The following is a 14083-nucleotide window of genomic DNA, read 5'->3' on the forward strand; positions in this document are numbered from 1 at the left end:
AAGGTCCTTCGGTGAGGTGTCTTGGTTCTGCCGTCTTAGGCAAATGGGATTGGGAATTGTTGATTGATTGCTGACGCTGGTTGAACTAGTCGAGCTAGTTCTGGAGCTGCGCCGCTCTTAGCGTGTTCCTGAGTAGTTCAGCAATCGTCATTGGGCCGACGCCGCCGGGCACTGGCGTGATTTTGGATGCCACGGTGCTTACGGCGTCGAAGTCGACGTCGCCGACCAGGCCGGTAGCCGTGCGGTGGATTCCTACATCGATCACTACCGCCCCTGGTGAGATGTGCTGTTTTCCCAGGAGGCCGGGGATTCCGGCCGCCGCGATTACCAATGCCGCTCGGCTGGTGACTTCTGCAAGATTTTCCGTTTTGGAGTGGGCAAGCGTCACGGTTGCGTCCTTTTGCAGCAGGAGCCGGGACAGGGGATTTCCGACGAGATCGGACCGTCCGACAACCACGGCGCTGATTCCCTGGAGTCGAACGCCTTCAGCCTCCAGCAGGGAGATCACGCCAAGCGGTGTGCAGGGTCGCAGGCCGTCCAGGTTTCGGGCCAGACGGCCAGCGCTGGTCGTTGTGAGTCCGTCGACATCCTTCTCCCAGGGGATGCGGTCGATGAGGGCTTTGGCATCCAGGTGGCTTGGCAGTGGAAGTTGAAGCAGGATTCCGGCGACTGCAGGATCGGCAGCCAATTCATCCAGAACACCGGCTACATGTTCCTGCGTCGCGTCGGCCGGCAGGCGGCGGTGGTGATCATCGATCCCTGCCTGTTGCGAGAGTCGACGTTTGCTGCCGACGTAGACTTCAGAGGCCGGGTCATCTCCGACGAGGACGGTCGAGAGCCCGATGGAGCGGCCGGTGGCGCGCTTGAACTGTTCGACCTCGGAGCGGAGCTCTTCTCGGAGACGCGCTGCAAGGCCTTTGCCGTCAACGATGTGTGAGGTTCCCACGGCTAGAACACAATCGTGGTGTTGCCGTCGCGCATGACCTTGTCCTCACAGTGCCAGGCAACGGCCCTGGAGAGGACGCTCCGCTCAACATCTGCCCCGAAGCGCATCAACTGTGGTGTTGATTCTCGGTGCGAGACTCTGATGACGTCCTGTTCGATGATCGGGCCTTCGTCGAGATCCTTGGTTACGTAGTGGGCAGTTGCGCCGATGAGCTTGACGCCGCGATCCTTGGCCTTCTGGTAGGGCCCTGCACCGATGAAGGCGGGGAGGAAGGAGTGATGGATATTGATCACGGGGACTTCCACTTCGTCCAGGAATTCAGCCGAAATGATTTGCATATACCGGGCAAGGACCACGAGGTCGACGTTGCCGTTCAACAGTTCAAGGTGCTTGCGCTCAGCCTCTTTTTTATCGCCGGTGACCGGAACGTAAAAGTAGGGGATATCGAAAGGGCGAGCCTGGTCTGCGAGGTCAGGGTGGTTAGAGATGACCATGACGACATCCATCGGGATTTCACCACGCCTGTGACGCCACAGAAGGTCAAGCAGGCAGTGGTCCGTCTTCGAGGCGAAGATTGCCACACGTTTGCGCTTTGAAGCGTCGGTAAGCTTCCACTGCATGTCAAGCGGACCGGCTAGCTTTGTTTGGATGTCAGCTTCCAGGGACTCTTTTCGGGCCGCGTAGCCCGGCAGATGAAACACTGTCCGCTGGTAGAGCGTGCCGTCTTCGGGACCGGTGGTGAATTGGTCCAGGGAGACTATGTTCGCCCCGTGCTGACCGAGCAGTTGTGTCAATTTGGCGACGATGCCCGGCTGGTCGGGGCAGCTGACAACCAGACGCCCGATGTCCTGGGGCCCTGAGGCGGCGGCAATTGGTGCCGGCAGTGTCGTGCTAGACGGTTGCAAGGAGATCACCTCGTGATTTATCGGTCTTGTAGGGGGCTGGCCGGACAACGGCTCGGATGATTTTTTGGGGGTGTCCGGGGGCTCCCCAGATGACGCTGACTTCGGTACCTGGTTCGGCATACTCGACGTTGATGGTGGCCAGGGAGAGCATCTTGCGGAAGTAGTAGCTGTACCCCCGCGAGGTGGCTACTCCTACGAGGACGCCGTTGACCTCGACGCGGTCCGCCCACATGAAACCGCGTTGGTCCCGGGGCATGTCCATGAAGTCGTAGTGCTCCCCGTCCCGGAACAAGGAAGCCTGAACCTCGGCGACGTCGTCTCCGTCCCACTCCAGGGTTCGGATGACGCGACGCGGGCTGTCCTTCTCTTCAGCCAAGGCGTCACGTCCGAGGTAGTCGTGATCAGTGTTCACGGTTCGGCCCCAGCCCAATTCGATGGGGCTGCGGTAGTACTCGCTGATGTCCTTGCCCTCGTAACTGCCGGCGATATACGCAGGCTGGGCGAAGGCGGGCATCGCCGAACGGAAGTAGTCCAGGTACTCGACCATGTCCTCATCGAAGATCGCCGGGATGTAATCGGTGGCGATGGTAGGAAAACACGCCTCGAGATGGTTGATCGCGGCCACCCTGCCACCTAGCTTGCGGATGCCGAACTCCCGACCTGCTTCGAGTACGGCGTCGTACACGGCCTTGCCGGCTTCCTTGGGACCCTGGAGCTCGAAGCCGACCTCGCCGGCCATGCCCTGGCGAAGGGCGTGAATCTTATGACCGGCGACCGTGATCGGCACTGCGTACATGTACTTGGCGTTCAGCAATTCGTCTGAGCCCGTAAGCGTTCGCAGGACCTTGACGGCGGTCGGGCCTGAAACCTGGAAGATGAACCAGTCTTCTTTCGACACTTGAGCGTTGTAGTTGCCACGCTCAAGATTGAAAGCAGCCCAGAAGCCGCCGCGCCCGTGGACGACGAAGTCCTCCTCACCGAAGCGAGTAAGCACGCCTTCATGAATGACTTTGCCATCCCGGTTGGTGTGAATTGCGTGCTTAGACTGCCCAATAGCGAACTTCTTGTAGCTGTTCACCGTGGTGTCCTCGAACAGGCGCAGCGCGTCGGGACCGGTAAAACGATGCTGCCACAGGAAGGACCAGTCGCCGATGTAGCAGCTTTCCTTCCAGGAGAGGCTCTCGTCAAGCCAGTCGGTATACTCCGGCTGACCGAAGCGGCTCCACGCGTATCCCTCGGGACCCTTGCGCATGCTGTCGACGGTGTACGTCATTGTTTCCACCTTTTGTTGCGTACTTGCCATAGCCAGCGTCCTCTTGGGATTTCTCCCCGTTTCGCTGCTCGACTCTTGTTCTGTGGCCTGCATCACCACTTACTTCAAGGTAAAGCGCTCAGGTGTATTTATCAAATAGAATTTGAAGATAAATATATAGATACTATCTATTGTCAAAGATATTCAACTACTCTAGGCATATGGATGAACCGGCTTCAAAGTACGATTTGAATCTTTTGCGTGTATTCGTGTTGGTATACGAGACGCGGAGCGTGACTGATGCCGCTGAGATCTTGGCCATCAGCCAGCCTTCGGTCAGTTATGCACTCTCCAAGCTGCGCAAGCTTTTCGCCGACCCGCTCTTCCATCGCGGACCCAAGGGTCTAGAGGCCACTCCCACGGCCGCCGGCCTCTATCCGGAACTAAGCCAATCGCTTCGTGCAATTGACTCAGCGGTTCGTGGCGCCGCGACTTTCGACCCCAAAGCCAACACCCACCGCTTCCGGCTTATGATGACCGACTTGGGGTTGATGGCACTCTTTCCGTATATCGTCAGATCCGTACTTGCTGATGCTCCCAACGTAAGCATCGACGTCCTTCCATTGGATATCTCGCAGCTTCACGACCGGCTGGTTCGTAATGAGGTCGACGCCGCTATCGGCATCCCCGCGATGCACGAGGCTGACTTGCTGATAGAGCCCCTCATGGATATGCCGTATGTGGGCATATGTGCAAACGCGCATCCTCGCCTACCCGGCAGCCCCTCTTTGCGAGAGGTCGCAGCAGAGAAACATGTCGTGGTTTCGAAGCAACTAGGCCATGAGCACGTACGCCGCCGCCTGACTGAAGTAGGCATCGGTGACCAAGTCAGAATCACTTTGCCGAGCTTCGCTGTTGTCTCGCAGACCCTCGCCGTGACTGATCACGTGAGTGTAGTGCCCAAAGCGTTGGCCGACATTCTCGAATCCCAAGGGAACATTCGCCAGTTCGCACTGCCCTTCAGCCTAGAACCTGGACGTATCAATCTCTACACCTGCCGACGGGTGGTCCCTTCTCAACCGGTTGAATGGCTCCGATCGAAAATTGCTGCTGGATTGGCCGGGTATCCATACCCGAATTACCTCGATGGCGACTTGCTTCCATAAGGTCACCGACTGGTGACCTTATGAGGAGCGGGCTCCTCCAGCCCTCACTGACTGACCGACGCCACACGCGTCCGACACGGCCCGAGGCGTACAGGCCAGCTTCAGGCGCCCCTCTCTGGAACTACTGAGGGGCCTGATCGTGAAACTCTCGCGATGCACGGGCGATGGCGGGCCCTTCGCTCTGCAGACCAATGCGGCAGCCCTCCAAATGTTTGGCTTCCCTCACTGCCATCTAACCTGCGCCTGACAAGGGGGGGACCTGTGCGGTGAGTCCTGCCACCGGGTCAGATCACGCTCACCGGCCGGATCCTGTCAGGAGAGCGCCGGGACAGCGGCGCCAGATGCCTTGGTTGCGCGGTCCCCGCCGACCTGATGCCGGAGATCCTCACGGCTGGCGGTCTGTCAGTCGGCAACCGATAGGTGTCCCTCGGTCAAAGGCGGACGGGTTTGACCATTGCGCATAGCCATAGGACCTCATTGTTCAGGCATTAATGTACCGAAGCCTCTATCAGCCTCCAGCGACCCAGCGGCGCTGTCGCGCCGTGGCGGGAGAAAATGCGGGACGGCTCCCAACCTTGGACGTGGACGGACTATCGGTGGCGGGTCTCATCCAAGACAGCCTCGGCGATGCGGAAGGACTCCAAAGCGGCAGGTGCCCCGCAGTACGCCATTGTTTGCAGGAGGACTTCTTGGATCTCCTGTTCGGTTACGCCATTGGTGAGAGCACCTCGGATGTGGCCGCTGAGCTCATGTGGCCTATTGAGCGCTGTCAGCATGGCCAGATTGAGCATGCTACGTGTTCGGAGGTCGAGTCCGGGTCGGTTCCAGATCTGTCCCCAGGCGAATTCGGTGACCAGTTCTTGGGCGGGGCGGGAGAATTCGCTGACCTGGCCGAGGGTCCGCTCCACGTAGGCGTCCCCCATGACGCGCTTGCGCATTCCGAGGCCGTTTTCATAACTGTCCGTGTGGGTGGTTGGTTGTGTCATTTAAAAACCTCTGTTCTTGTGGGAAGGAATTGATTTGGCCAGCAGATGTCCGTTGCATCACTTCGTTCGAGGGGACGGAGCCGGCGTCTTCCTTGGAGTTCGTGTGAGCTAAGGTCCTGAAAGCGACTCTGGCCGGCAGGAAAAGCCTATGGGTGTGCCTCGCCGGTGGGGGCGATCCGGCCTACGGGGCATGCTGTTCGGACTATCAGCGGCTCATGCTTCTGCGTCCATGGGCTGACCTGTCAGTGCGGCCTTCAATGCCTGCCGGGAGTTGACGTCCAACTTCCGGTAGATGTTTCGACGGTGCCACTCCACTGTGCTTAGCGTCAGATACAACTGCTCGGCGATCTGACGGCTGGTCATGCCGTGGGCCATGAGGTCTGCGATGCGCTGCTCGCTGGGGGTCAGTGCGTTCGGTCCTTGAATGAGAGGGCGGCGGGGTCGGGCGCCGGCCGCGAGAAGTTCCTCATGGGCGCGTTTCTCAATTGCATGCGCCCCAGCCTGGTGTGCGAGATCCAGAGCGCGGCGAAGCGTGTTGCGACATCGAACTCGCTCACCGACGCGCCTCTGCGCCGCGCCGAGCTCCAAAAGGCTGGTGGCCAGTTCCAAAAGCGAGGGATCTTCTGTGTCAAGGACCATAACCGACCTCTGCAGAAGATCGATGTCTGGAGTGGGATGGGCAATGAGCGCCTTGTAGCGTATTGAAGCGCCGAGAGCGGAGGGCAGGCCGAACCGCTCGGCCAAGTCGATGTCCTTATCGACGAGGGTTTGAGCGTCTGTCGTCCTCCCCAGCTTGTGGGCCGTATACGCTGCGAGGGACCGCCACGGGAGCAGCATGTACCCCGGGTTGTCATACCCGTTGGCTTCCAGCAGTTCACCCGTCTGCACGAAGTCATCGAATGCTCCCGGAAAATCGTTCTGCGCCAATCTCAGGCGACCTCGGCCCATGTAGAACCAAACATTCAGGGCACGGGTCTGCTCATCCCGCAGGCCTTTTTCGGCAACTTTCAGCACGTCTGCGGCTTCGTCGATTTCTCCCCGGTCCAGGTGGCAGTATGCCAAGAGACCTTGGGGCGCGGGGACTGTAGAGTTCCAGCCGCGGCTCATGCCGATGACGGCGGCCTGGGCATCGGCCATGGCTTCATCTACCCGGCCCCTTGCGTACATGGCCAGCCCCCGCGCAAGTGAAATCTCGGCGAAGATCAGGGAGTCTCCGCGCAGCCGTGCATCGGTCAGTACCTTGTCTGCAACCGCGACGGCCGCACGCGGCGCCCCGCACCAGGTCAGGGCGAGGACGGTGTGGCTTAGTGCCATACCGTCGGAGGTCTCGCGCCACAGCTGCAGCCCGTCTCCCAGTACTCGGAGCGCCAGGGCAGCGTGTTGGGCCGATCCGGGTTCCGACATCGCCCGGAAGACGGCCAAGTGCAGCACTAGAAGGCGTTCTGCGGGGGAGAGGGTGCCGATGTCGTTTGCCGCAAGCTCTGAGGTCAGCGTTGTGACGCGGTCGAAGGCCTCGCGGGCGCGGCCAAAGAGATAGGCGGCGGAGGCGATGTAGCCTGCCTCAAACCGCAGGCTGAGTTCCCGGTCGTAACTTGCGAAATCATCGGCACCGCGGCGAAACACGGTGAGGGCTTCGGCGGAACGGCCATACCGGAACAGAGTCTGCCCCAGGGCGTACATTGCCAGAGCCCTTTCGGCGGGATCGTCCAAGCGTTCCAGGGCCCGCTCGAGGTGAGTAAGGGCCTCGGTTTCCCCGGCCGCCGCTTCCATCATCCCGAGATCAACGAGGAGGCGGGCGTCGCCTGCGTCTTCGGGTTTGTGGAATTCGAGGGCCCGGCGCAGGAAACGCGCCGCAGTCGCCGGGGCGCCCTTTTGACCAGCGCTGCGGGCTGCGGCATGCAAGGAGGTTGTCGCCCAGTCCTCGGGCGCGGGTGCTGCCCGCATCAGGTGCAGCGCAACGTCCTCCTGCCGGGCCCCTGCGCTGTGGAGCAGTCGGGCGGCGACCAGGTGGGCGGCGGCTCGTTCATCTGCGCTGTATTTGTGGTAAACCGCGGAACGGATCAAGGGATGGTGGAAGGTTAGCTCCGGGTCCGAGGAAAGGATCTGGGCGGCGGACAGCCGGTCGACGGCGCTAATGGCTGCATCATGGGACAACCCGGCTACCTGCGCGGCGACGGCCAAAGAGGTGGAGGTGCCCAACACGGACACGGCGCGGGCCAACGCGACCGCGTCCGCGCCCAGCGCGGAAATTCGCAGCATGACGCTGCGGGCTACCTTGTCCGGAGCCGTGTCGACCGGAACGTGTTCACCCCGAAGCCCTGCTTGCCGGGTCTTCAGTGTCGACGCAACTTCTCGCAGGAGAAATAGATTCCCGCGCGTGGCCGACCAGGTTTCTTCGATAAGGCTTGCTGCGAGTTGGTTCTCCGTTGGCAGCGCCGCCTGAAGGAACTGGCGCACACCTTCGACAGTAAGCTCCTGAAGACGAAGGGAAAGATCGGCCTGCAGCATCAGACGTGACAAAAGGTCGTTCTCGGCAGCCGGGTCACCGCTGCGCACGGTGGCTGCCAGTACAACCGGTAGATCCTGAAGCCGCTGCGCGAGATAGAGGAAGAACCGCAGGGACTGTTCGTCGGCCCACTGCAGGTCGTCCACCAGCAGGACCAGGGGCTTGCGGTCCGCCAGGTTCACCATAAGCCAGTAAAGGCTGTGCATCAGGGCGAACTCATCGTTCACGGCTGTAGTGCTCTCACTCCAGGCGCCGGTGAGCAATCCCTCCACAAACCCTGCCTGACCACGAAACAGGATCGGCAGTTCGTCTTCCGAGGCCTTGGAAATGCGATGCTCCAGCAATCGAAGCACCAGCCCTAAGGGATGGCCTTGCTCCAGTTCACCTCCGCTCGCGCTCAGCACTTCAGCATCGAGATCATGGGCCAGTCGCTGCGTTTCCTCCAGAAGCCGGGTTTTGCCGATCCCCGCCGGTCCTTGAATAAGGGCCAGTTGCCCGGACCCGCTAAGGCCGCCGCGAAGCACATCATTGAGCGCGCTCACCTGCCCTTGGCGTTCTATGAGCGGCATCGTGACCGGTCCCCTGTTCGGGACTGGTTGGAGGTTCTCCTGCGCCGACGGAATTGCTCCGTGGTCGATATCCGGCATCCCTCTCCTTGACTCCTTCGTCTGTGACCCGCGTCACCGCGGCTTTCATGTTACTCCCCGACAGGATTCCCTGACGGGATGGAGAACCCCGGGAATCCGGACAGAATTTGGAGACCACGGGGGGGATTTCGTCCACGGGGTTGACTCCGGGCATGAGCCGTGATTGAGAGCGCCACGTGCACGACCTCTAGATTGCCACACACTTTGCCGCCAGAAAGCTTCGATTCCTCACCAGTGAATGAAGGGTGAGCCACGGATAGCCCACGGCTGGGCGGGCTTGAGGAATGTGGATGTGAGCTTCGGCAGGTGCAGCGATGGCTCTGGTGGGCAACTTGGGTTAGCCGCCCCCCCGGGGGGGAGAGCCCCGGGGACCCCAAACCCCATGGGTCGTCCGAGGGGGCGCGGGTGACCGCGCCAGGCCTAGTCTGATTTGAGGCCGGCCAGTGTGGTCGGAATCACGATTCAAGGAGGATTCGTATGACCGATGCAGCGCAGTTTCGCGCTTTCACGGGTCGACCCCCGGTACCTTACTTCCCCGTCATGGGCCCGTCCGAGAACTCCGGGTGGATGGATGAGCAGTTGTCGTGGCACGAGAACTGCTACGTGGGAGACTGGTCCTTTGTGCCACAGATCCGAGTCAAGGGCCCCGATGCACTGAAACTCTTCCGGGATTTGTCCGTCAATAACTTCGTCAATTTCCCGGTCGGCAAGGCCAAGCACGTTATCCAGTGCAACGACGACGGCAAGGTGATCTCTGAAGGCATCCTGCTCCGTCACGGGGACGACGACTTCGAGTATCAGGTCGGGACGCCGCAATGGACGGTCTACAACGCCCACCGAGGCGGATACGACGTGGAAATCACCTTCCCGATCACCCACAAGTTTCAAATTTCCGGGCCCAAGTCCCTGGCTGTTATGGAGCGGCTCACGGACGCCAACCTGCTGGACGTGAAGTTCATGTCCACTAAATACGGCACCATCCGAGGCGAGGACGTCATGTTCCTACGTCAGGGCATGGCAGGGGAAGTCGGCTTCGAACTGCAGGGGCCGATCGAGAACCACCAGAAGGTCCTGGAGGCCATCCTGGAAGCCGGCAAAGACTTCGGGATGCGGCGCCTGGGCACCCGGACGTTCATGATCAATCACCTCGAGGCCTGCTATCCAACGGGTGGCATGCACTTCATGAATGCACTGTCTGATGACAGTAAGACTGACTACTTCCGCTTCATGGACGAGAACCTCCCGCCCGAGTGGGAGCCGACACCCTTCAGTGGGCCGATGCGTTACAACTTCGCCACCACCTTCACGGGCAGCTGGGACGGGTCTGACATTGAAGAGCTCTACCGCAGCCCCATCGAAATGGGATGGGGACGCAACATTGCCTTTGACCACGACTTTCCGGGCCGAAAGGCTCTGGAGGAGGAGATGGCCAATCCGCGCCGCACGGTCGTGACGCTGGAGTTCAACAGCGAGGACATGAAGCGCATTGGCGGTTCGCTGTACGACGAGGGGCCCGTCTACCAGCAGCTGGACCTGCCCGAGAACCAGTGGGTCTCGGCGTGGACCGATTGGATCGTCAAAGACGGCCAAAAGATCGGTCACGCGACGCACCCGGGCTACAGCCGATGGTTCAAAAAGGTTTTGTCGCTGTCGTTCATCGATGTAGAGCACAGCACCCCAGGGACCGAAGTGACGGTTATCTGGGGGCAACCGGGAGAAGCCCAAACCGAGATCCGGGCCACCGTCGCCCCTGCACCCTACAAGCAGGACACCCGCCGGCGGGACCTTACAAAGGAACCCGGCGTCCTCGTGTAGTTCGGCTGCTCCGGCATGCCCGGACGCTCGTCTATCCCAGGCAGCAGCGAAAAATTGCCCCTGTCTGTCGCCGTTTCCATACCGGCACCCCGAAGCCGCGAGGAGCACCTCTGGGAATCCATACCCGGGGCGTGCCCCGATGCCTGACGGCAAGGAAATGACGTGCCCGGCCGTACCACCGGGGACCGAGGGGCTGTGAAATCCCCTCGGTCCCCGGGGGCGCGGGGCACCGGAGCCGATTCCTAAGCTGAGATACAGATCACAAAACCAGAGTCCCATTGGATCTGGCTTCACCTCCCGATTCAGAACACGAGGTTGCACAACCATGACTAAGACAGCTGAAACCACGAACCGCAGCATCCTGACGACTCAGGCTGCGGGCAACGGGGATGTTCAGGATCTTGGCCGCCTCATCGTCCACTGCGCCGATCGGCCAGGCATCATTGCAGCAATCTCCCAGTTCTTGCGGACCTACGAAGTCAACATCGTGGAATCGGACCAGACCACGACGAATCCCGAGGGAGGTCACTTCTTCCTCCGTCTGGTGTTCCACCGGAAGGACTTATCGGTCGTTGTCGAAGACTTGCGGCGCGACTTTGCTGCTTCGGTAGCGGGTCCGCTTGAGATTGAGGAGTGGCAGATCACGGAAGTGGCGGCGCCCAAGCGGGTTGCAATCATGGTTTCACGTTACGACCACTGCCTACTGGACCTGCTGTGGCGGTGGCGCCGGGGAGAATTGCCTGTCGAGATCGGTCTTGTGATCTCCAACCATGCCGATTTGGCCGCCCAGGTGCGCTCCTTCGGTGTGCCCTTCGTGCACATCCCTGTCTCCCGGGATAACAAAATCAATGCCGAGCAGCAGCAGCTGCAGCTGCTGACCGGCAACTTCGACCTGGTCGTGATGGCCCGCTACATGCAGATCCTGTCCGATGATTTCCTCCGGGAGGTCGGCTGCCCGGTTATCAACATCCATCACTCCTTCTTGCCGGCCTTCATGGGCGCGGCACCGTACCAGCAGGCCAAACAACGGGGCGTGAAGCTCATCGGCGCGACCGCCCATTACGCCACTGCCGACCTTGATGAGGGCCCGATCATCGAACAGGACGTGATCCGGGTGAGTCACCGGGACGACACAGCCACACTCCAGCGCAAGGGCGCAGACGTGGAACGGTCGGTGCTGCTGCGGGCGGTGCAATGGCACTGCGAGGACCGTGTTGTGCGGCTTGGCAATACGACGGTGGTGTTTTCATGAGCGCCCGCGTACTGGACGGCGCCGACGTAGCCCGCCAGCTGCGTCGCAGCGTCGCTGCCGACGTCGCAAGGCTTGGCGCAGCTCCCGGCCTGGCCACTGTGCTGGTCGGCGACGACCCGGCTTCCCAGATTTATGTCAAGAACAAGCGAAAACAGTGCGTGGAAGTAGGAATGCGCGATCTCCACCGGCACCTCAGCGCCGAGGCCTCGCAGGAGGAGGTTGAGTCTCTCATTGAAGACTTGAACGCTGATCACCAGGTCGACGGCATCCTCGTCCAGCTTCCTCTGCCGAAGCATTTGGACTTCCGCGCCATCATCGACCGCATCAGTCCGGCCAAGGATGTAGACGGGCTCACCGCCATCAGCGCCGGCCGGCTGGCCCAGGGACGTCCAGGCCTGCAGCCCTGCACACCCGCGGGGGTGATGACTCTGCTTGATCACGCCGAGGTTCCGCTGTCCGGTGCCCGGGCGGTGGTGGTGGGCCGCTCCGACCTGGTCGGCCGGCCGATGGCACAGATGTTGCTGGCCCGCCACGCTACGGTCACCATTTGCCACAGCCGCACCCGTGAACTTGCAGAGGTGACGCGCGAGGCCGACGTGCTCATCGCTGCCGCCGGCGTCCCTCAACTGCTGGGCCGTGAACACATCCGTCCCGGCGCAGCTGTCATCGACGTGGGCATCCACCGTAGGGAAACAGGCCTGTGCGGCGATGTTGACTTTGACGCCGTCAAGGAAATCGCCGGCATCATCACCCCCGTTCCGGGCGGTGTGGGGCCGATGACGATCGCCTCGTTACTGCGCAACACCCTTGATGCCGCGGCGGCCACACGATGACCGTCAGCACCCACTTCTATCCCGCTGTTTGGAGAACCTGATGACCTACGATCCCCAGAACCTCCGTTCACGCTTGACGCCCGCAGGCCCGGCCAGCGACATGGCATCCGCTGAACCTGCTTTCTTCGATTTCAGCCAGCTGGAACCGGATGAGATCTCCGGTCTGGGCAGCCGGACCTGGTGGGTGCGCGGCCAGAATTTTGTACTCGCCTACTCCTGGGCCGTGGAGGGCGACGCCTTCGCCCGCAAGGACCAGCCAGACGAATATGTGGCGCTGCTGCTTGACCACGCAGGAATGGTCAGCGTGGCAGCGGGCGCGGAGGACAGTGAGGTCGCTGGGCCGGCACTTGTCGTGGTGCCGCCGGGAGACAGCGAAATCGAGATCCGCCGGAACGGCCCACTGGTGCGCCTGTTTTCCTGCCGGGCTGAGGACCTGCTGGCTACTTGCCGCAACGCCGGGGACTACGCCGAGGCCCACCCCCACGTTGCCCCGTTCCAGCCGTGGCTTGGCCCCATCGGCGACCCCGGGGTGCGGGCCTACCGTATCGAGGACTACCCCTACGAGCCCTCGCGTTTCGGCCGGATTTTCCGGTCCAGCACCTTCATGGTCAACTGGTTCGATCCCGACCAGGGACCCCGCAATCCGGACGCGCTCTCCCCGCATTCCCACCCGGATTTCGAGCAATGCTCCCTGGCCGTGGAGGGCGAGTACATCCACCACATCCGTACCCCCTGGACATCCCGTGCCGCGGAATGGCGCGAAGATGAGCACCGCCTCCTGGGCAGCCCATCGATTGCATTTATCCCGCCGCCGGCTGTCCATACCAGCCAGTCCGTCGGCCAGGTCCGCAACCACTTGATCGACATCTTCTGCCCGCCCCGCGCTGACTTTTCAGCACAGCCGGGATGGGTCGTCAATGCCGCCGACTACCCGAACCCGCCCGGAGCGTCCCTATGAGGCACTTCAGGGAACTGCTGCAGGAACCCGTCCACACAGCCCGCGGCACGTTCGTAAAGATCGCCCATTCCGATGTGGTCGAACTCCTGGCACTGGCAGGATTCGACTTCGTTATCATCGACATGGAGCACGCCCCCCTCGGGCTCGCCGAGGTGCACCAACTCATCGGCGCTGCCCGCGGAGCAGGCATCCCGCCCTTGGTCCGGGTCCCTGAACTCGATGATGTGGTGATCGCCAGGGTTCTGGACTCGGGTGCCCACGGAGTGCTCGTGCCTCACATACAAACCCGGGAAGACGCCGAACGCCTGGTCCGGGCAGCCCGCCTACCGCCGGACGGCAATCGGGGATACGGGCCGACGGTGCGAGCCGGCGGCTGGGGCAGCGACGTGCCGCGGTATCGGCGCCTGGACAGGCAGGCTGCACTGATCCCCCAGATCGAATGCAGCCTGGGAGTACAAAACGCGGCACAAATCGCGGCGGTCCCCGGCATCGACCACCTCTTCCTCGGCATGGCGGACCTGGCCGCGTCCACGGGTCTAGACCCTTCTGATCCGGCCTTCGCACAGTTGCTGGCAACCGTCGCCGATGCCGCTGCCAGCGGGAACATGCCACTGGGCACGGCCATCGGAGCCGTGCCTGAGACGACCTTGCCGGAGGCCCTGACCGCCTGCCGATTCTGGGCGATTTCCAACGACGCCGGGCTGCTTCTGCATGGGTCACGATCCGCCCTGGCCGAGGAGGAGTTCGTACAGCACGAAGACGGTCATCCGGTTCCACCCACCCACCCCTGAATTACCACCAAGCAAGACAATCCCTA

At 61.7% G+C, this 14083-nt stretch carries 11 protein-coding genes; 6 read left to right on the forward strand and 5 right to left on the reverse strand.

What is annotated here, in order from left to right; all coding sequences use genetic code 11:
- Nucleotides 1-94: 94 nt before the first annotated feature.
- From NG701_RS05035 to NG701_RS05045, 3 genes are read right to left on the reverse strand one after another with little or no spacing between them, the layout of a single operon-like run.
- Nucleotides 95-946: a bifunctional 5,10-methylenetetrahydrofolate dehydrogenase/5,10-methenyltetrahydrofolate cyclohydrolase gene (locus NG701_RS05035; protein WP_308292586.1), complete on the reverse strand. Its 852-nt coding sequence runs from the start codon at nucleotides 944-946 to the stop codon at nucleotides 95-97.
- Between the two features lie 2 nt (nucleotides 947-948).
- On the reverse strand, nucleotides 949-1818 hold the full coding sequence (purU, locus tag NG701_RS05040; RefSeq protein ID WP_252565249.1) for a formyltetrahydrofolate deformylase: 870 nt from the start codon (nucleotides 1816-1818) through the stop codon (nucleotides 949-951).
- 19 nt (nucleotides 1819-1837) lie between these two features.
- On the reverse strand, nucleotides 1838-3124 hold the full coding sequence (locus tag NG701_RS05045) for a hypothetical protein (RefSeq protein ID WP_252565042.1): 1287 nt from the start codon (nucleotides 3122-3124) through the stop codon (nucleotides 1838-1840).
- A gap of 200 nt (nucleotides 3125-3324) precedes the next feature.
- Here NG701_RS05045 and NG701_RS05050 point away from each other — a divergent pair, with 200 nt between their 5' ends.
- Nucleotides 3325-4269: a LysR family transcriptional regulator gene (locus NG701_RS05050; RefSeq protein WP_252565043.1), complete on the forward strand. Its 945-nt coding sequence runs from the start codon at nucleotides 3325-3327 to the stop codon at nucleotides 4267-4269.
- A gap of 590 nt (nucleotides 4270-4859) precedes the next feature.
- On the opposite strand, the gene NG701_RS05055 is transcribed toward NG701_RS05050, so the two are convergent.
- Together NG701_RS05055 and NG701_RS05060 are read right to left on the reverse strand one after the other, a co-directional pair.
- Nucleotides 4860-5255, reverse strand: coding sequence for a carboxymuconolactone decarboxylase family protein (locus tag NG701_RS05055; protein WP_252565044.1), 396 nt, complete (start codon nucleotides 5253-5255; stop codon nucleotides 4860-4862).
- A gap of 213 nt (nucleotides 5256-5468) precedes the next feature.
- Nucleotides 5469-8408 carry a helix-turn-helix transcriptional regulator gene (locus tag NG701_RS05060; RefSeq protein ID WP_252565045.1) on the reverse strand — a complete coding sequence of 980 codons (2940 nt, stop codon included), beginning with the start codon at nucleotides 8406-8408 and terminating at the stop codon, nucleotides 5469-5471.
- 477 nt (nucleotides 8409-8885) lie between these two features.
- Here NG701_RS05060 and NG701_RS05065 point away from each other — a divergent pair, with 477 nt between their 5' ends.
- The 5 genes from NG701_RS05065 (at nucleotide 8886) to NG701_RS05085 (ending at nucleotide 14057) form a co-directional block, all read left to right on the forward strand.
- Nucleotides 8886-10223: a hypothetical protein gene (locus tag NG701_RS05065; RefSeq protein ID WP_252565046.1), complete on the forward strand. Its 1338-nt coding sequence runs from the start codon at nucleotides 8886-8888 to the stop codon at nucleotides 10221-10223.
- A gap of 325 nt (nucleotides 10224-10548) precedes the next feature.
- The gene (gene purU, locus NG701_RS05070) at nucleotides 10549-11475 is read left to right on the forward strand and encodes a formyltetrahydrofolate deformylase (RefSeq protein ID WP_252565047.1); all 927 of its coding nucleotides are present in this window, start codon (nucleotides 10549-10551) and stop codon (nucleotides 11473-11475) included.
- A complete protein-coding gene (gene folD, locus NG701_RS05075) occupies nucleotides 11472-12308 on the forward strand; it encodes a bifunctional methylenetetrahydrofolate dehydrogenase/methenyltetrahydrofolate cyclohydrolase FolD (RefSeq protein ID WP_252565049.1) in 837 nt (278 codons plus the stop codon). Before purU (NG701_RS05070) ends, folD begins: the two co-directional genes overlap by 4 nt.
- Before the next feature lie 40 nt (nucleotides 12309-12348).
- Nucleotides 12349-13266 carry a cupin domain-containing protein gene (locus NG701_RS05080; RefSeq protein WP_252565051.1) on the forward strand — a complete coding sequence of 306 codons (918 nt, stop codon included), beginning with the start codon at nucleotides 12349-12351 and terminating at the stop codon, nucleotides 13264-13266.
- Complete coding sequence (locus NG701_RS05085; protein WP_252565053.1) at nucleotides 13263-14057, forward strand: HpcH/HpaI aldolase family protein; 795 nt, start codon at nucleotides 13263-13265, stop codon at nucleotides 14055-14057. Before NG701_RS05080 ends, NG701_RS05085 begins: the two co-directional genes overlap by 4 nt.
- The last annotated feature ends 26 nt before the right edge of the window (nucleotides 14058-14083 follow it).

The sequence above is a fragment of the Pseudarthrobacter cellobiosi genome (genome assembly GCF_023913815.1).
Lineage (GTDB): Bacteria > Actinomycetota > Actinomycetes > Actinomycetales > Micrococcaceae > Arthrobacter > Arthrobacter cellobiosi.